Genomic DNA, 18,275 nt, shown 5'->3' with positions numbered 1-18,275 from the left:
CCCCCCACAGCCTCAGTATGCGCACAGACGGACGAACGGGCCGCACACGCAGGCGTGCGGCCCGTCGGCAACAAGAGTGGGAGGTCAGTGACCGCCCTGGTCCTTGAACCGCTTGTAGGACCGCTCGATCTCGGCCTCGGCCTCGGTGCGGCCCACCCAGTCGGCACCCTCGACCGACTTGCCGGGCTCCAGGTCCTTGTACACCTCGAAGAAGTGCTGGATCTCCAGACGGTCGAACTCCGACACGTGGTGGATGTCCCGCAGGTGCTCCACACGCGGGTCCGTCGACGGCACGCACAGCAGCTTGTCGTCGCCGCCCGCCTCGTCCGTCATGCGGAACATGCCGATCGCGCGGCAGCGGATCAGACAGCCCGGGAACGTCGGCTCGTCGAGGATGACCAGCGCGTCCAGCGGGTCGCCGTCCTCGCCGAGGGTGTTCTCGACGAAACCGTAGTCGGTCGGGTAGGCGGTCGAGGTGAAGAGTCGCCGGTCCAGGCGGATACGACCGGTCTCGTGGTCCACCTCGTACTTGTTGCGCGAACCCTTCGGAATCTCGATCGTGACGTCGAACTCCACCGGTGGCTCCTCCATGATCAACACATAGTTCTGGTGGTTAAGTGTCCCTCACGCAGGTGTGTGATCGCGAAAGGGGCTGGTGGTCGTGCCAGAGCTGAGGCCTTGGCGGGCCGCGAAACCGCACGTGGTGCGCCTCGCGGATGCCGTACGACCACGCCTGGCCCGGGCCGCGGCGGCCACGAAACCACAGATCGCCCGGCTCGCACGAGCCGGGAAACCGCAGGTCGCGCGGGTCGCGCTGCCGAAGACCTGGCAGTACACCGCGGGTGCCGCCACCGCCGGACTCGCACTCGCCGCCGGTGTGGTGACCGCCGCCGGTCCCTGGGACTCCTCGGGTCAGCGTACGGCCGAGCGGGACCGGGCAGTGGCCCTGGGCCGCGCGGGTGGCACAGATCACGGCAGCGCCCCAGGCGCCCCCGGCCGCACCCGGCCCGCCCCCACCGCCGGACCCGTGCTGACCGGCCTCGGCGGCGTCAGCACCGTGAAATCCGCCCCCGACGGCAAGGCCCTCGCGGGCGCCCTCGACCCCCTGCTGAAGGACCCGGCCCTCGGCTCCCGGCCCGCCGCGTCCGTCATCGACGTGACCACCGGCAGACGCCTGTACGGCTCCGGCTCCGGCACCGGGCTCACCCCGGCCTCCACCACGAAGATCGCGACAGCCGCCGCCGCACTGTCCGCCATGGGCACCGACCACCGCCTCACCACCCGCGCCGCACTCGAACCCGACACGAAGGAGGTCGTCCTGGTCGGCGGCGGCGACCCCACCCTCACGGCCCGTGAGAAGACCCAGGGCTCCGCGAGCCTGCGCACCCTGGCCGCCGGCACGGCCGCCGCCCTCGCCGAACGGGGCGTCCGAGAGGTCACCCTCTCCTACGACACGACCCTCTACGCGGGCGACGAGATGCACCCGATCGGGGTCGACGGCAACCTCGCCCGCGTCACCCCCCTGATGGCCGACGAGGGCCGTACCGACGACTCCACGAGCGGCCCCGTCGAACGCGTGCCCGACCCGGCGGCGGACGCCGCCCGCCGCTTCGGGGACCTCCTCAAGTCCCACGGCATCAAGACCACCGCCCCCGGCCCCTCCAAGGCCACCACCCGCGCCAAGACCCTCGCGACGGTCTCCTCGCCCCCGCTCTCCGCCCTCGTCGAGCGCATGCTGACCAACAGCGACAACGACATCGCCGAAGCCCTCGCCCGCCAGACGGCCGTCGCCACCGGTGAGCGCGCCGACTTCGCCGGCGCCGGCAAGGCCATCGGCTCCCAGCTGCGCAAGCTCGGCCTCCCCGTCAAGGGCGCCGCCTTCAAGGACGGAAGCGGCCTCGACCGCGCCGACCGGCTCACCCCCGACCTCCTCACCGCCCTGCTCGCCAAGGCCGCCGACCCCTCCCACCCCGAACTCCGCCCGGCCCTCACCGGCCTCCCCGTCGCCGGCTTCACCGGCACCCTGACCACCCGTTACACGGACGGAGCATCCGGCGTCGTCCGCGCCAAGACCGGCACCCTCTCCGGCGTCCACACCCTCGCGGGCACCCTCGTCGACGAGGACGGCCGCCTGCTGGCCTTCGCGTTCATGGCCAACGGCACGGACGGAATCCTCCCCACCACGACCCAGAAGGCCCTGGACAGGATCGCCACCGCCCTGGCGGCGTGCGGCTGCCGATGACGGACCGGCCCCGCCCGCCCGTCGGCACCGGCCGGAGCGGGTCCCCGAAGCCCCCGGCCCTCGCCGCCCTGCCCCAGCGGCGAGCGCTCACGTACGGTTGACGCATGACGAGCATCGGTGGTGCTTCAACCGGCATGGTCGACTGGAACCTCGCGGTCGCGACCGCGACCCGGCTCGTACGGCCGGGCCCCGAGGTCAGTCGCGACGAGGCCCGCGCCGTCGTCGCGGAACTGCGCCGGCATGCCAAGGCCTCGGAGGAACACGTCCGCGGATTCACCCGCCTGGGCACCGAGGAGGGCCACGACACCCCCGTCCTGGTCGTCGACCGCCCGGGCTGGATCCGGGCGAACGTCGCCGGGTTCCGGGAAATCCTCCGCCCCCTGCTCGACAAGATGCAGGAACGGCGCGGCAACTCCCCCGGCGGCTCCGTCATGAGCGCCGTCGGCGGCAAGGTCACCGGCGTCGAACTCGGCATGCTGCTGTCCTTCCTGTCCTCCCGCGTCCTCGGCCAGTACGAGACCTTCGCCCCCGCCACCCGCGAACTCCCCAGCGGCACCAACGGTGGCGGCCGGCTCCTGCTCGTCGCCCCGAACATCGTCCACGTCGAGCGCGAACTCGACGTCGACCCGCACGACTTCAGGCTCTGGGTCTGCCTGCACGAGGAGACGCACCGCACCCAGTTCACCGCCGTGCCCTGGCTGCGGGACCACCTTGAGGGTGAAATCCAGTCGTTCCTCCAAGAGACCGACGTCGACCCCATGACCGTCCTGGAACGCGTCCGGGAAGCCGCCCAGACCCTCGCCGGAGGCCGCCCCGAGGCCGAGGAGGACGACGGCGGCCGCTCCCTCGTCGAGATCGTCCAGACCCCCGCCCAGCGCGAGATCCTCGGCCGCCTCACGGCCGTCATGTCCCTGCTGGAAGGCCACGCCGACTTCGTGATGGACGGCGTCGGCCCGTCCGTCGTGCCCTCCGTCGGCGAGATCCGCGAGAAGTTCCAGCAGCGCCGCGCCAAGGGCGCCTCACGCCTCGACCTGGCCCTGCGCAAACTCCTCGGCCTGGACGCCAAACTCCGCCAGTACCGGGACGGCGAACGCTTCGTACGGGCCGTCGTCAACGAGGTCGGCATGGACGGCTTCAATCGCGCGTGGACCTCGCCCAACACCCTCCCCACCAAGTCGGAGATCGCCAAACCGGCGGACTGGGTCGCGCGGGTGCACCGCAGGGCCGAGTAGTGAACATCGCGGGAAGGTCGTGAAAGGAAACCGGCCGACGGCAGGCGAACGCCCCTCCAATCACCCGTCCGAGGGACCGTGAGGCAGGGGTAGGCGTGCAATGCTCGGGGAACGGCCCGCTTCTGTCACCATCTACACACTCTGCGTGACCGGCACGCGGACTCACCCCCGAAAACTTCATGAAGGGAACCGGACATGGGTCCCCATCCTGCGGTCGCGGCGATACGCCTGGCGGTCCGCCGCGTCCTCCACGACCTCCTCACCGAACACCACCGCGCCCCCGCCGCGGTCCCGCACGCCCTCCCGCACGAGCTGCCGCCCCCGCCGCTCGTGCTCGTGGCCTGCTCCGGAGGCGCCGACTCCATGGCCCTCGCCTCCGCCCTCGCCTTCGAATCCCCCAAACTCGGCATCAGAGCCGGCGGCGTCACCGTCGACCACGGCCTCCAGCCCGGCTCCGACGCCCGCGCCGCGGAAGTCGTCCAGCGCCTGCGCGAACTCGGCCTCGACCCCGTCGACTCCGTCGCCGTCACCGTCGGCCGCACCGGCGGACCCGAAGCCGCCGCCCGCGACGCCCGCTACGCCGCGCTCGACACCGCCGCCGAACGCCACGGCGCCGCCGCCGTCCTGCTCGGCCACACCCGCGACGACCAGGCCGAAACCGTCCTCCTCGGCCTCGCCCGCGGCTCCGGCATCCGCTCCCTGTCCGGCATGGCCGCCGTCTCGGGAGCCGGCGGCCGCTACCGCCGCCCCTTCCTGGAACTCGACCGGCAGACCGCCCGCAAGGCCTGCATGGTCCAGTCCCTGCCCGTCTGGGACGACCCCCACAACGCCGACCCGGCCTACACCCGCTCCCGGCTGCGCCACGAAGGCCTGCCCGCCCTGGAGAAGGCCCTCGGCAAAGGCGTCGTGGAAGCCCTCGCCCGCACGGCCCAGCTCTCCCGCGACGACGCCGACGCCCTCGACTCCTGGGCCGGCCAGGCCGAGGCCACCGTCCGCGACGCCACCGGACTCCTCGAATGCGCCAAGCTCTACGCCCTGCCACCCGCCGTACGCCGCCGCATCCTGCGCCGGGCCGCCATCGACGCCGGCGCACCCGCCGGATCACTCTTCGCCCGCCACATCGAGGAAGTCGACCGGCTGATCACCGGCTGGCGCGGTCAGGGAGCCATCAACCTCCCCGGCAAAGTCGTGGCCCAGCGGCAGGGTGGCAGACTGGTGATTCGGCAAGGCTGAACCACGACCCCTCCCCGCAGCCGGCGGAGGGGCCGATCGGCCGCTGGGACGACCGAAAGTGATGCGGGTGGACGCGAAAGACATGGGTGCCGACCTCGAGAAGGTGCTCATCACCAAGGAAGAGATCGACGCCAAGCTCGCCGAGCTGGCAGCGAAGATCGACGCGGAGTACGCAGGCAAGGACCTGCTCATCGTCGGAGTCCTCAAGGGCGCGGTGATGGTCATGGCCGACCTCGCCAGGGCGCTGTCCACCCCCGTCACCATGGACTGGATGGCCGTATCCTCGTACGGGGCGGGCACCCAGTCCTCCGGTGTGGTGCGGATCCTCAAGGACCTCGACACCGACATCAAGGGCAAGCACGTCCTGATCGTCGAAGACATCATCGACTCCGGCCTGACCCTGTCCTGGCTGCTCTCCAACCTCGGCTCGCGCGAGCCCGCCTCCCTCAAGGTGTGCACGCTGCTGCGCAAGCCCGAGGCCGCGAAGGTCGCCATCGACGTGGAATGGGTCGGCTTCGACATCCCCAACGAATTCGTCGTGGGCTACGGCCTCGACTACGCCGAGAAGTACCGCAATCTCCCGTTCGTCGGTACGCTCGCGCCCCACGTGTACGGCGGCTGAAACCCCGGCCGCGGTGCCGTCACGGTGATCGGGAACCCCAGCGGGCCTCCCGCCGTTGGAGCAGGCGTAGGCGGATCGCCAGTCGTCCCACGCAGCTTCAGGTGACAATGCTGGGGTACCGTCCGAAGAACAGTCTTTATCAAACTCACTATGGCAGGAGGGACGGGGCGGCACCGCTCCGTATGGATGGACGTGAAGCGATACTTCCGTGGGCCGGTCATGTGGATCGTGCTGGCCGTCCTTGCCGTGGTCGTGTTGATGCAGGTCGTCGGCTCGTCCGGCGGCTACAAGACGGTGGACACCGGCCAGGTCGTCCAGGCGATCAACCAGAACAAGGTCGAGTCGGCCAAGCTGACCACCGGTGACGAGCAGACCATCAAGGCCACGCTCAAAGACGGCGTGAAGGTCGAGGGCAGCTCGAAGATCCAGGCGAGCTACATCGGCGACCAGGGCGTCGACATCGCCAACACGCTGCAGAACAAGTACCAGGACAAGCAGATCCCGGACGGCTACACCGTTTCGCCGTCCAAGCAGAACCCGTTCGTCGGCATCCTGCTCTCCCTGCTGCCCTTCGTGCTGATCGTGGTCGTGTTCCTGTTCCTGATGAATCAGATGCAGGGCGGCGGCTCCCGAGTCATGAACTTCGGGAAGTCCAAGGCGAAGCTCATCACCAAGGACACCCCCAAGACCACCTTCTCCGACGTCGCCGGATCCGACGAGGCCGTCGAGGAACTCCACGAGATCAAGGAGTTCCTCCAGGAACCGGCCAAGTTCCAGGCAGTCGGCGCCAAGATCCCCAAGGGCGTCCTGCTCTACGGGCCCCCCGGCACCGGCAAGACCCTGCTCGCGCGCGCCGTCGCGGGCGAGGCGGGCGTCCCCTTCTACTCGATCTCCGGTTCCGACTTCGTCGAGATGTTCGTCGGCGTCGGTGCCTCCCGAGTCCGTGACCTGTTCGAGCAGGCCAAGGCGAACGCCCCGGCGATCGTCTTCGTCGACGAGATCGACGCGGTCGGCCGCCACCGCGGCGCCGGCCTCGGCGGCGGTCACGACGAGCGCGAGCAGACCCTCAACCAGCTCCTCGTCGAGATGGACGGCTTCGACGTCAAGGGCGGCGTGATCCTCATCGCCGCGACGAACCGGCCCGACATCCTCGACCCGGCGCTGCTGCGCCCCGGCCGCTTCGACCGGCAGATCGCCGTCGACCGCCCGGACATGCAGGGCCGTCTGGAGATCCTCAAGGTCCACCAGAAGGGCAAGCCGGTCGCGCCCGACGTCGATCTGTCGGCCATGGCCCGCCGTACGCCCGGCATGACGGGTGCCGATCTGGCCAACGTCCTGAACGAGGCCGCTCTGCTGACGGCCCGCAGCGACAAGAAGCTGATCGACAACCACATGCTGGACGAGGCGATCGACCGAGTGGTCGCGGGCCCGCAGAAGCGGACCCGGATCATGTCGGACAAGGAGAAGAAGATCACCGCGTACCACGAGGGCGGACACGCCCTGGTCGCGGCGGCCTCACCGAACTCCGACCCCGTCCACAAGATCACGATCCTGTCGAGAGGCCGCGCCCTCGGCTACACGATGGTGCTGCCGGACGAGGACAAGTACTCCACCACGCGCAACGAGATGCTGGACCAGCTGGCCTACATGCTGGGCGGTCGCGCGGCCGAGGAGCTCGTCTTCCACGACCCGACCACGGGTGCCGCCAACGACATCGAGAAGGCCACGGGCCTGGCCCGCGCGATGGTCACGCAGTACGGCATGACCGAGCGTCTCGGCGCGATCAAGTTCGGTGGCGACAACACCGAGCCCTTCCTCGGCCGTGAGATGTCTCACCAGCGCGACTACTCGGAAGAGGTCGCCGCGCTCGTGGACGAAGAGGTCAAGAAGCTCATCGAGACCGCTCACAACGAGGCCTGGGAGATCCTGGTCGAGAACCGCGACGTCCTCGACAACCTCGTGCTGCAGCTGCTGGAGAAGGAGACGCTGGGCAAGGAGCAGATCGCCGAGATCTTCGCCCCCATCGTCAAGCGCCCGCCCAGGCCCGCCTGGACCGGCTCCTCCCGCCGCACGCCGTCCACCCGTCCGCCGGTCCTCTCCCCCAAGGAGCTGGCCCTGACGAACGGCGCGAACGGCGCGACGCCGGCCATTTCCACCGCCAAGAGCACCGCGGCGGAGCCCGCCCCGGCGCCCGAGCGGACCCCGGAGGACCGCCCCGAGAGCTGACCGGGCTCTCCCGGCGGCCCACCGCCCCGGAATGGATGCCGCGCCCCCCAGGTTTTAGCCTGGGGGGCGCGGCTTTTCGCCATTTCCGCAGGCCGCCCCGTGAAGGACACAGGAACGAGGCATCTGATGACCGACCCCGTGACGCTGGACGGCGCCGGCCATATCGGCGAGTTCGACGAGAAGCGCGCCGAGAACGCCGTGCGCGAGCTCCTGATCGCGGTCGGCGAGGACCCGGACCGCGAGGGCCTCCGGGAGACGCCGGCGCGGGTGGCGCGGGCGTACAAGGAGATATTCGCGGGGCTGTGGCAAAAGCCCGAGGACGTGCTGACGACGACGTTCGACATCGGGCACGACGAGATGGTCCTCGTGAAGGACATCGAGGTGTACTCGACCTGTGAGCACCATCTCGTACCGTTCCGGGGCGTCGCGCACGTCGGGTACATTCCGGCCACCAGCGGCAAGATCACCGGGCTGTCCAAGCTGGCCCGGCTCGTGGACGTCTACGCCCGGCGTCCACAGGTGCAGGAACGACTCACCACGCAGATCGCGGACTCGCTGATGGAGATCCTGGAGCCGCGCGGAGTCATCGTGGTCGTGGAGTGCGAGCACATGTGCATGTCGATGCGGGGGATCCGCAAGCCGGGGGCCAAGACGCTGACGTCGGCCGTACGGGGTCAGCTGCGGGACATGGCGACGCGGAACGAGGCGATGAGCCTCATCATGGCGCGCTGACGCCGCTGACGCCGCTGACGCCGCTGACGCCGCTGACGCCCGAGGTCGCCCCGCGTCAGACCGTCGGGGCAACCCCCGTGCCGTCGTTCTCGTCGTCTTCCGGGAGTTTGCAGACGCGTTCCAGGAAGATCGCTGCCGCTATGACGCCGATGCCCGCGAGGACGGAGAGGCCGGCGTAGATGGCCTGGTCGCGGCGGGCCGGGATGTCGAGGGATTCCAGGAGGAAGACGCCGGTGCCGCCGTACATGCCGGCGACCAGGGCGGCGACCAGGGCGCTGGCGTGGCCGAAGACGACCGCGCGGGCCGCCATGAGGGGGTCGACGCCCTTGGCCTCGGGGCGGCGTTCGCGCTGGGCCTTGAGGCGGGTGCGGATCGAGAGCGCCGTGGCCAGCAGGATCACGGCGATCACGGCGAGGACGATGGGGGCGGCCAGGGGGACGCTCGGGAGCGTTCCGACCGAGTTCCAGAGGCGGGCGCCCGCCCAGGACAGGACGCCGGCCACGACGAAGACGGCGGCCAGCACCCTGATACGCAGCTCTCTCACGGTGTCCCTTCGGTTCCCCCGGTTCTCCGGCCCGGTTCGCGGCCGTCTTGACCTTAACGGCTACTCGGGCAGCCGGAGTTCCAGGTCCCGGCGGGGCGCCACGCCGTCGCGGGTGACGGTGTCCAGGAGTCCGGCGACGGGCCCGCGGCCGGGCAGCTGCGCTTCGGGGTCCAGGTCGTGCCAGGGGGCCAGGACGAAGGCGCGCTCGTGGGCGCGGGGGTGGGGGAGGGTGAGCTGCGGGTCGTCGGAGACGACGTCGGAGTAGGAGACGATGTCGACGTCGAGGGTGCGGGGGCCCCAGTGTTCGTCCCGGACGCGGTGGAAGGCCTCCTCCACCGCATGGGCGCGCTCCAGGAGCGAGGACGGCGGGAGGGTGGTCTTGAGGACCACGACGGCGTTGAAGTAGGCGGGCTGGCTGCCGGGGTCGACGCCCCAGGGCTCGGTCTCGTAGACGGGGGAGACGCCCTTGATGCGCAGGCCGGGCGTGTCGCCGAGGGCGTCGACGGCTCCCTGGAGGGTTTCCAGGCGGTTGCCGAGGTTGGAGCCGAGGGCGACCACGGCCCATTTGGGGTTGGACAGGGTCGTGTCGGCGGCGTCGACCTTCTCGACGACGGAGGCGGGTACCGGCTGTACGGTCGGGTCGCTGGGACCCTTGATGAAGGGCGCGGTCATGCTCGGCTCCGGGTGATGGTGACGGTCACGTCGTCGAAGGGGACGGTGATCGGTGCGTCCGGTTTGTGGACGCAGACCTCGACCTCCTGTACTCCCTCGTGCTTCAGACAGACCTGGGCGATGCGCTCGGCGAGCGTCTCGATGAGGTCGACGGGCTCGCCCTGGACGACGGCCACGACCTCCTCCGCCACGATGCCGTAGTGCACGGTCTTCGCCAGGTCGTCGTCGGCCGCGGCCGGTCGGGTGTCGAGGCCGAGGACGAGGTCCACGATGAAGGTCTGGCCCTCTTCGCGTTCCCTGGGGAACACGCCGTGGTGCCCACGGGCCTTCAGGCCGCGCAGCGCGACACGATCCACGCGAATCACTCCTGCAATCGTCGGTCAGGGCCGGTCGGTGCCGTGTGCGGTCGGCACACCGGCCTCGGTCGAATCTACCTGCGCGCACGGACGGGGACGGGCCACGGGGTGGGGGCTTCGGCCGGGTCCGGCAGGATTCATCCAGCGTTTCCCCTGGGGAACCCGTCGGTGCGCAGGTTGGTAGCCGCCCCTACCCGGGCGTCCGTGATTCCAACCACTTCCTGCCGCCTACCCACTCAGGCGGGGGTGTCGTCCTGTTCGTCCTCGTCGGTTTCCGCCAGGACGGGGGAAGCGTGGTGCGACCAGATCTTCCACCCCTGGGGCGTGCGCCGGAACACGTTGGTGGCGACCACGAGCTGTCCGACGAGGGGGCCGAGCTCCTCGCCGGCTCCTTCGGGGGCGGGGCCGCCGCTGAGGATGTTCTCGGTGCAGTTGACCAGGGCGGTGTCGCCGGTGACCGAGACGTGCACGTCGGTGAGGATGAACTGGATGTAGTCGGTGTTCGCCATGATCAGCGCGTAGGACCGGAGGACTTCGCCGCGGCCGGTGAGGACGGGCCAGCCGGGGTGGACGCAGGAGACCACGCCGGTGTCGGCCGGGTCGTGGTAGGACTCGTCGACGCCCAGGTCGGCGGGGGTCAGCCAGAGCGACGCCAGTTCTTCGAAGTCGCCCTGTTCCAGTGCCTCGTAGAAGGCGGTGTTGGCGGCTTCGACCTGCTCGACGTCGGTGTGCGGGGCGCTCACCGGGTTCCTTCCGCCCCGGTGCCCGTACCGCGTGCCCCCGCGATGGCGCGGGCGACCCGGACGGCGTCGGCGGTGGCGCGTACCTCGTGGACGCGGACCGCCCAGGCGCCGGCGTGCGCGGCGAGTGCGGAGACGGCGGCGGTGGCGGCGTCGCGTTCGCGCGCGGGCGGCGGTGGGCCGTCGGGGCCGGCGAGGACCCGGCCGAGGAAGCGTTTGCGGCTGGCTGCGACGAGCAGGGGGTGGCCGAGGGTGAGGACCCGGTCGAGGCGGGCGAGGAGGGCGAGGTCGTGTCCGGCGTCCTTGGAGAAGCCGAGGCCGGGGTCGACGACGATGCGTTCGGGGGCGATGCCGCCGGCCAGGACGGCTTCCACGCGTGCGTGGAGTTCGTCGACGACTTCGGTGACGACGTCGGTGTACTCGCCCCTGACGTTGCCGCCCTGGAGGAAGCCGCGCCAGTGCATGACGACGAAGGGGGCGCCGGCGTCGGCGACGGCCGGGATCATGCGGGGGTCGGCGAGGCCGCCGCTGACGTCGTTGACGAGGGCGGCACCGGCGGCGAGGGCCCGCTCGGCGACGGAGGCGCGCATGGTGTCGACGGAGACCGTGACGCCTTCGGAGGCCAGGCCGCGCACGACGGGGACGACGCGGCGCAGTTCCTCGTCCTCGTCGACACGGGTGGCCCCGGGGCGGGTGGACTCGCCGCCCACGTCGACGAGGTCGGCGCCCTCGGTGACCAGGTCGAGGCCGCGTTTGACGGCGGCCGTGGTGTCGAAGAAGCGGCCGCCGTCGGAGAAGGAGTCGGGGGTGACGTTCACGACTCCCATGACCGCGCAGCGGTCCCATTCGGGTAGGCCCGCCACGCGCCCGCGTCCGCTCTGGTTGCTCATATGTTCAGCGTAGGCCCCGGCGGGGGCCGCCAGGCGCTGCGGCCCGGGTGACGGCCCCCTCGCGAGGTGGGGTCATGCCGCCCGGACGTCCCGTTCGGTGATGGTGCCGTGGGCGCAGGGGCGGGGGGTGGCGAGGCGCCGGCGGCGCAGGAAGCGCGGCAGGGGGAGGGCGAGGGTGACGAAGCCCTCGGCCTGCATGGCGGCGAAGCCGATGCGGGGGAGGTCGGCGGAGGCGCGGTAGACGACGAAGCGCGGTTCCCAGCGTGGCTGGAACTTGGCGTTGAACTTGTAGAGGGACTCGATCTGGAACCAGCGGGAGAGGAAGACGAGCAGTCCGCGCCAGGCGCGCAGTACGGGTCCGGCTCCGATCTTCTCGCCGCGGGCCAGTGCCGCGCGGAACATGGCGAAGTTGAGGGAGACGCGTGCGATGCCCAGCCGGGGGGCGGCCTGGAGGGAGGCCACGATGAGCAGTTCGTTCATGCCGGGGTCGGCCGAGCGGTCGCGGCGCATCAGGTCCAGGGAGACGCCGTCGGTGCCCCAGGGCACGAAGTGCAGGATGGCCTTGAGGTCGCCGTAGGGGCCGGGGTGCTCGTCCTGTTTGTGGGCGGTGGCGATGAGGCAGTCGCCGTCGGCGAGGTCGCCGACGCGGCCCAGGGCCATGGAGAAGCCGCGTTCGGTGTCGGTGCCGCGCCAGTCGTCGGCGGCCTGCCGGATGCGCTCCAGTTCGGCTTCGCCGAGGTCACGGACACGTCGTACCCGGGTTTCGTAACCGGCGCGCTCGATGCGCTTGACCATCTGGCGCACGTTGCGCATCGCGCGGCCGGCGAGGGAGAAATCCGCGACGTCCACCACCGCCTCGTCGCCCAGTTCGAGGGCGTCGAGCCCGGTCTCGCGGGTCCACACCTCGCCGCCGGTCTCGGAGCAGCCCATGACGGCGGGGGTCCAGGAGTGGGCCTTGGCCTCGTCCATGAAGCGTTCGATGGCGCCGGGCCAGGCCTCGACGTCGCCGATGGGGTCGCCGCTGGCGAGCATCACGCCGGAGACGACGCGGTAGGTCACGGCCGCCTTGCCGCTGGGGGAGAAGACGACGGCCTTGTCGCGGCGCAGGGCGAAGTGGCCGAGGGAGTCGCGGCGTCCGTGCTTGTCCAGCAGGGCGCGCAGCCGGGCCTCGTCGTCCTCGGTGAGCTGTGCGGCCGGGTGTTCGGGGCGGAAGGCCAGGTAGATGGTGGTGACGGCGGTGAGCAGGCCGAGGGCGCCGAGGGAGAAGGCGACGGTCCAGGAGGTGTTGCCCTGGTAGTCGACGGGGCCTTCGAAGCCGAACAGGCCGTAGATGACGTGGGTGATGCGGTCGGCGAGGCTGGGGTCACCGATGATGTGCTCGCCGTGGACGCTGACGATGAGCAGTCCGAGCAGGAGTGAACCGGCGCTCATGAGCACGAAGTTGGCGAGGGCACGCCAGCGGCTGCGCGGGTCGGGCAGGGCGTTGAACTGGTCGCGGTGGCGCAGCAGGGGGGCCAGCAGGGCCAGGGAGATCAGCGTGCCCACGAGCGAGTGCCGGTAGGTGAACTGCGCGACGGCGCCGGCGGGCAGGAGTGCGACCGCTGCTCGCCAGGCCCGGCGCTTGCCGCGCTTGAGGCCGTGGGCGAGGAGCAGCAGCAGGACGCCGGTGCTGAGGGACAGGGCGGCCGCGAACGGGCCGAGTGCGCCGGGCAGGACCTCGGCGATGGCGTGCATGCGGCTGTGCCGGAAGCGGGGGAAGACGCCCGCGGCGATGTCCAGGACGCCCACCAGGGCGCAGGCTCTGCCGACGAGGACGGGGACGGCCTCGGGGCGTGGCCCGCTCAGTATCCGGCGCATCCGGCCCGGACGTGCCGCGCCGCTGCCGCGACTCGGAACCTCGCCCGACATTTCCTCATCTGTCTTGACAGACATCGCATCCCGTAGTTCTGCGAGAGACCTTGGATCCGGTGCCGATTCGGGCATCCGGCGACATTGCGCCCTCTAGGACGGTGTCTTGGGGGAAGAGGTTCACTCCCCATGTCAAAGCCGTTTCAAAGGCCGAGGAAAGTCCGGGGCAAGCTCTTGCGAAGGTGTGCTCGCGAGGGTCCGGACGGAGAGCGCGAGCAGGTAACCGACGTATGGGTCTGACGAGCAACACGACGCTGGTGCTGGCGGTGCTGTCCGCTGTGCTGCTGTTCGCCGGCACCGTCTGGGTCTGGCCACGGCTGGCCCGGCGCAGTTGGCGTGCCGTGGGCGGGCGGGTCGGTCTGCTGCTGGGCACTCAGCTGGCGCTGTTCGCCGCGGTGGGTCTCGCCGCCAACCAGGCCTTCGGGTTCTACGCGAGCTGGGCCGACCTGTTCGGGCAGGAGAAGGACCAGGGTGTGGTCGTCGATCACACGCCGGGCGGCGGCCCGCTGGAGGTGGTCGGCTCGCGCCGGGTGCCGGGGGCGGGCGGTGCGCTGCCCCAGGCCGGTGGCCGGGTCCAGCAGGTCGGGATCGTGGGCCGTACGACCCGTATCGCCACGCCCGCGTACGTCTATCTGCCGCCGGAGTACTTCCAGCCGCGGTACCGCACCCACCGGTTTCCCACGGCCGTCGTGCTGACCGGGTACCCGGGTACGGCGTCGGCGCTGGTGGAGAAGCTGCGTTATCCGCGTACGGCACTGGAGCTGGCGCGGGCGGGCCGGGCGGAGCCGATGATCCTGGTGATGCTGCGTCCCACGGTGGCGCCGCCCCGGGACACGGAGTGCGTCGACATCCCGGGCGGGCCGCAGACCGAGTCGTTCTTCGCGAGGGATCTCCCCGACGCGTTGCGCACGCACTACAGGGTGGCGGAAAAGCCGGGCGGTCTGGGCATCATCGGCAACTCCACGGGTGGCTACTGCGCGTTGAAGATCGCGCTGCACCATCCGGATGTGTACGCCGCGGGGGCGGGCTTGTCCGCGTACTACAAGGCGCCGATCGACGCGACGACGGGTGATCTCTTCCAGGGCGACAAGGCGCTGCGCAATCGCGCCGATCTGGGGTGGTACGTCGCGCACATGCCCGCTCCCGATACCTCCCTGCTGGTCAGCAGCAGCAAGCAGGGAGAGGGCAACTACAAGGACACGCTGAGGTTCATCGAGCGGGTGGAGGGCAACGGGGGGACGCGGATCTCGTCGATCATCCTCGAAAGCGGCGGCCACAACTTCAACACCTGGCGGCGTGAGATTCCGGCGGCGCTGGAGTGGATGAGCGGGCGGCTGAGCGGGCGTTGAAATGATCTTGGGAATTGGATGAGCGGTCGATTCCGGTTCTTCCCGAGTTCTGATGCCGTGTGAACGTTTCGGTGTGGCTTTGTTTTTGCGGGGTGGGTCACCATGATTCGCCTACGCGCGGTAAGTTTCTGGCCATGCCACGTGGACGTCACCGCCATTCCCCGCCCCTGCACAGGATGCTCCCCCCGTCGGCGATCGCAGGCGTCTCCCTCGTCTGCGCCCTGGGGCCCTGGGTGTTCACGGAGCCGATGGTGCTCCGCGGCCTGGCCGCGGCGGCCGCGGCCACGGCGATCATCGGCGCGGTCGTGCTGCGCCGTTGGGACACGCAGGCGGGCAAGCGCGTCGCCGACCTCACGCGCGCGCGTGCGAGCGACGAGTGGCGCTTCGAGGAACGGGTCGCCGAACTGGAGGCCGATCTCGAGGAGTCGCGCGAGCTGCGCGGGAAGCTGGAGCAGCGGCTGCGCGCCAAGCGCACGGAACTGGCCGGGCTGCGCAACGAGCACGCCGCGCTGCTGCGCCGGTACGCCACGTCGGAGACCGAACGCGCGAGCGTCCTGGAGGAACGCCGGGTGCTCGAGATAGAGGCGACGGCTCCGGTGCGGGCCGCACTTCCGGCGGGTACGCCGGCCCCGGCGGACGCTGCGCCGGAGCCGGACGAGGCGGCTGCCGCCCTCGGCGTGGAGGAGGGGCCCGAGGTTCCCGCCGTGTTCTCGCCCGAGGGGTCCCGGCTGTTCCTGCGGGCCGCCGCCGCGCTCGCCCGGTTCGACGGCGGGACGGTCCCGGTGCCGGACCCGGACGGTGGCGGCGACGGCGACGGCGGCCCGAAGGGCGAGGACACGGAGCCCGCGCGGGAGCCGAAGCAGGACCGGGCGGAGCCGCGGGAGCAGGCACGGGAGGACGAGGCCGAGGCGCAGGAGCAGTCCGAGGCGGCCGACGGGCACGAGCGGGCGACGGCCGAGACGGGCGGCGGGCGTTCCGCGCCGGCCGCTGGGACCGTCGAGTCGGGCGTTGGGACCGTCGAGTCGGGCGTTGGGACCGTCGAGTCGGGCGTTGGGACCGTCGAGTCGGGCGTTGAGACCGCAGAGTCGGCTGCTGGGGCCCCCGAGTCGGCCGCTGAGGCTTCCGTGCAGCCCGGCGGTACCGGGCGACTCCCGGAGGCCGCGCGGGCCGAGGAGACGGCCCGGCCCGAGCAGTCCGGAGGCCGGCTGTCCGGGCACTACACCGTGCCCACCGCCGTGGCCGTCCCGCCTCAGTCGCCGGTGCGGCGTCCGTCGGCCGGGGGCGGGTTCGACTTCTTCGGCACGAAGGCCGGCACGTCGCGGGCGGCCCTGGAGGCCGTGCAGAACGAGGACCTCGCCGATGTCGTCGGCCAGGAGGCGCTCGCCCTGCACAAGGCCGAGACCGAGGCCCGCTACAAGCCGGCCGACGAGGAGTCGCGCGGGATCGGCCAGGTCATCGACCTGACGGCGCACGACGAGACGGAGCAGATCGACGTACAGGGACTGCGCAGCGCGGTGTCCTGAGGCGCGTTCGGCAGCGTGTTCCGACGGAGGGCCCCCGGCTACGGCCGGGGGCCCTCCGCGTGTCGGCGGTCACGCCATCCAGCGGTCCGGCCGTGCGTCCCTGCGCCCCGTCCGGGACCGCTCCGCCTGCGCCGCCAGCAGCTCGCGCGCCTCGGCCGCGTCCCGCAGCCGGGCCCGCACCGTCTTGTTCGCGCCCGTGTCCACACACACGTCGGCGACACCCCGGGCCCGCTCCCACGGCCCCTGCGTCATCCGTACGCTCTGCACCTTGGCGTGCGGCACCAGCGCCAGGCTCCGCCGCAGCAGCCCGGACCGGGCCGCGAACACCGTGTCCGTGACGGCGAGTCCGTACCCGCGCCACCACAGCGGCACGCACCAGCGGGCGGCGCGCGGCGCCGGCGACAGGGCCGCGGGCTCCGGCACGCTCACCCCGGGCAGCACGCGCGCGACGACGTCCTCGGCGATCTCGCGCGGAGCGACCGGCACCAGCACGGAGTTGGACGAGCCGGCCACGTCCAGCTCGACGCGCACCCACCCGCGCCGCCGCCACAGCAGCGGTTCCACGAGCCGCACGGTCTGGACGCGCCCCGGCGGGACCGTCTCGTGCGCCCGGTCCAGCAGGCCGTGGTCGATGCGCAGCCCGTCGGGCGACTCGCCCACCGTCCAGTCGTACTCGGCGACGAACCGCCCGACGCTGCTCGCGCCCGCCGCGCCCAGCAGCGGCAGGGCGACCGCGAGGACCGTCCACAGGCTGTGGGTGAGCAGCCACAGCACCGGCGGGACGACGAGCGCCGCGGCCAGCGACATCCAGGTCGCGCCCGTCAGCACCAGCGACAGGGCGAGCACCCGGGGCGGCACCCGCAGCAGCTGCCGGGACGGGGCCTCGCCGACCTCGTGCGCGGTCTCGGGTGCGAAACCGGCCGCCCGGGCGAGCAGTTCGGCACGCAGCGTCCGTGCCTCGTCCGCGCCGAGGAAGGCCAGCTCGTCCTTCTTGTCGGTGCCTATGACGTCGAGTTTGAGTTTGGAGACGCCCGCGACCCGGGCCAGCAGCGGCTGGGTGACGTCGATGGCCTGGATCCGCTCCAGCCGGATGTGCGCGGTGCGCCGGAAGACGAGCCCGGTACGGATGCGCAGTTCGCTCTCGGTCACCGCGAAGTGCGTGAACCACCAGGAGCAGAAGCCGTAGAGGGCGGCGGCCGGGACGAGCACGGCCAGGCCGATCAGCAGCGTGGTCGTCGTCAGCCGGGTCAGGTGGCGCTGCGCCCCGTCGGGGTCGTGCACGGCCCAGCCGATGAGCACGGCCACCGGTGCCCAGGCGCGGCGCAGCGGTGTGACGGGGTGCAGCCGCCGCTCGGTGACCTCGGGAACGGCCTCGGAGGCCTCGGCGGCCTCGGGCGCCGTCACAGCCCCGCCGACCGGGCTTCGCCCAGCTCGGTGAGCCGGTCGCGCAACCGCTCCGCCTCGGCCGGGTCCAGGCCGGGGATGGTCGCGTCGGTCGCGGCGGCGGCCGTGTGCAACTGCACGCTGGCCAGCCCGAAGTGCCGTTCCACGGGCCCGGAGGTGACCTCGACCAGCTGCATCCGCCCGTACGGCACGACCGTCTCCTCGCGCCACAGCACGCCGCGGCTGATCAGCAGGTCGTCGGCCCGCTCGGCGTACCGCCAGGAACGCCAGTTGCGCTCGGTCATCACCCAGCCCCAGGCCATCAGCGCCAGCGGCGGCAGCGCGAAGGCGGCCCAGGCGGGACCGGCCAGCAGCCCCGGCAGCAGCCCGGCGGCCAGGGCGATCAGCCCGAGCCACACGACCAGCAGCAGCCGGCGCATCTTCAGCAGGCCGGGCGGCAGCGCGATCCACACCGGCTCGTTCCCCACGGCCTCGATCGTGCCCCGCGGACCCACCGGCTCGGTGCTGCCCTGCGGACCGGCGCTCTCCGTGCTCTGCGGACCCACCGGCCCCGTGTTCTGCGGACTCCCCGTCTCCATGGGGCCAGCGTACGTAGGGGAGAC

The 18,275-nt window shown here is 71.6% G+C and carries 17 protein-coding genes; 8 read left to right on the top strand and 9 right to left on the bottom strand.

The genetic code is table 11. The features are described from left to right. Nucleotides 1-84: 84 nt before the first annotated feature. Complete coding sequence (locus BJ965_RS17010; RefSeq protein ID WP_003975424.1) at nt 85-576, bottom strand: inorganic diphosphatase; 492 nt, start codon at nt 574-576, stop codon at nt 85-87. Nucleotides 577-655: 79 nt separating this feature from the next. Here BJ965_RS17010 and dacB point away from each other — a divergent pair, with 79 nt between their 5' ends. The 6 genes from dacB to folE all read left to right on the top strand — a co-directional run bounded on the left by dacB (nt 656) and on the right by folE (nt 8,287). Beyond that, complete coding sequence (gene dacB, locus BJ965_RS17005) at nt 656-2,242, top strand: D-alanyl-D-alanine carboxypeptidase/D-alanyl-D-alanine endopeptidase (RefSeq protein WP_184909450.1); 1,587 nt, start codon at nt 656-658, stop codon at nt 2,240-2,242. Between the two features lie 104 nt (nt 2,243-2,346). Continuing rightward, entirely contained in the window at nt 2,347-3,474 is a 1,128-nt protein-coding gene (locus BJ965_RS17000) for a zinc-dependent metalloprotease (RefSeq protein WP_184909449.1), read from the top strand. Nucleotides 3,475-3,669: 195 nt separating this feature from the next. After that, complete coding sequence (gene tilS, locus BJ965_RS16995) at nt 3,670-4,707, top strand: tRNA lysidine(34) synthetase TilS (protein ID WP_184909448.1); 1,038 nt, start codon at nt 3,670-3,672, stop codon at nt 4,705-4,707. A gap of 61 nt (nt 4,708-4,768) precedes the next feature. Continuing rightward, complete coding sequence (gene hpt, locus BJ965_RS16990) at nt 4,769-5,329, top strand: hypoxanthine phosphoribosyltransferase (RefSeq protein ID WP_030845937.1); 561 nt, start codon at nt 4,769-4,771, stop codon at nt 5,327-5,329. A gap of 186 nt (nt 5,330-5,515) precedes the next feature. After that, nucleotides 5,516-7,555, top strand: a complete 2,040-nt coding sequence (gene ftsH / locus BJ965_RS16985) for an ATP-dependent zinc metalloprotease FtsH (RefSeq protein WP_031106707.1) — start codon at nt 5,516-5,518, stop codon at nt 7,553-7,555. 126 nt (nt 7,556-7,681) lie between these two features. Then, nucleotides 7,682-8,287, top strand: coding sequence for a GTP cyclohydrolase I FolE (gene folE, locus BJ965_RS16980; protein WP_184909447.1), 606 nt, complete (start codon nt 7,682-7,684; stop codon nt 8,285-8,287). A gap of 55 nt (nt 8,288-8,342) precedes the next feature. Here folE and BJ965_RS16975 read toward each other — a convergent pair whose 3' ends face one another. From BJ965_RS16975 to BJ965_RS16950, 6 genes are all read right to left on the bottom strand, one after another. After that, nucleotides 8,343-8,831: a DUF3180 domain-containing protein gene (locus BJ965_RS16975; protein WP_184909446.1), complete on the bottom strand. Its 489-nt coding sequence runs from the start codon at nt 8,829-8,831 to the stop codon at nt 8,343-8,345. 60 nt (nt 8,832-8,891) lie between these two features. Then, nucleotides 8,892-9,503, bottom strand: a complete 612-nt coding sequence (folK, locus tag BJ965_RS16970; protein ID WP_184909445.1) for a 2-amino-4-hydroxy-6-hydroxymethyldihydropteridine diphosphokinase — start codon at nt 9,501-9,503, stop codon at nt 8,892-8,894. Further along, on the bottom strand, nt 9,500-9,859 hold the full coding sequence (gene folB, locus BJ965_RS16965) for a dihydroneopterin aldolase (RefSeq protein ID WP_031106702.1): 360 nt from the start codon (nt 9,857-9,859) through the stop codon (nt 9,500-9,502). The genes folK and folB overlap by 4 nt, the downstream gene beginning before the upstream one ends. Nucleotides 9,860-10,095: 236 nt before the next feature. Then, a complete protein-coding gene (locus BJ965_RS16960) occupies nt 10,096-10,602 on the bottom strand; it encodes a nuclear transport factor 2 family protein (protein ID WP_184909444.1) in 507 nt (168 codons plus the stop codon). Then, entirely contained in the window at nt 10,599-11,489 is an 891-nt protein-coding gene (folP, locus tag BJ965_RS16955) for a dihydropteroate synthase (RefSeq protein ID WP_184909443.1), read from the bottom strand. Before folP ends, BJ965_RS16960 begins: the two co-directional genes overlap by 4 nt. 72 nt (nt 11,490-11,561) lie before the next feature. After that, a complete protein-coding gene (locus tag BJ965_RS16950) occupies nt 11,562-13,397 on the bottom strand; it encodes a phosphatidylglycerol lysyltransferase domain-containing protein (protein WP_184909442.1) in 1,836 nt (611 codons plus the stop codon). Between the two features lie 230 nt (nt 13,398-13,627). Between BJ965_RS16950 and BJ965_RS16945 the strand changes: the two genes are divergently transcribed. Together BJ965_RS16945 and BJ965_RS16940 are read left to right on the top strand one after the other, a co-directional pair. Further along, nucleotides 13,628-14,746: an alpha/beta hydrolase gene (locus BJ965_RS16945; RefSeq protein ID WP_184909441.1), complete on the top strand. Its 1,119-nt coding sequence runs from the start codon at nt 13,628-13,630 to the stop codon at nt 14,744-14,746. Between the two features lie 176 nt (nt 14,747-14,922). Beyond that, a complete protein-coding gene (locus tag BJ965_RS16940; protein WP_246545917.1) occupies nt 14,923-16,269 on the top strand; it encodes a hypothetical protein in 1,347 nt (448 codons plus the stop codon). Between the two features lie 69 nt (nt 16,270-16,338). On the opposite strand, the gene BJ965_RS16935 is transcribed toward BJ965_RS16940, so the two are convergent. Continuing rightward, nucleotides 16,339-17,673, bottom strand: a complete 1,335-nt coding sequence (locus BJ965_RS16935; protein ID WP_184909439.1) for a PH domain-containing protein — start codon at nt 17,671-17,673, stop codon at nt 16,339-16,341. Next, nucleotides 17,670-18,251, bottom strand: coding sequence for a PH domain-containing protein (locus BJ965_RS16930; RefSeq protein ID WP_246545916.1), 582 nt, complete (start codon nt 18,249-18,251; stop codon nt 17,670-17,672). Before BJ965_RS16930 ends, BJ965_RS16935 begins: the two co-directional genes overlap by 4 nt. Between the last annotated feature and the right edge of the window lie 24 nt (nt 18,252-18,275).

The organism is Streptomyces luteogriseus, from assembly GCF_014205055.1.
GTDB classification, from domain to species: Bacteria; Actinomycetota; Actinomycetes; order Streptomycetales; family Streptomycetaceae; genus Streptomyces; species Streptomyces luteogriseus.
This window is presented reverse-complemented; position numbering and strand designations above follow the sequence as displayed.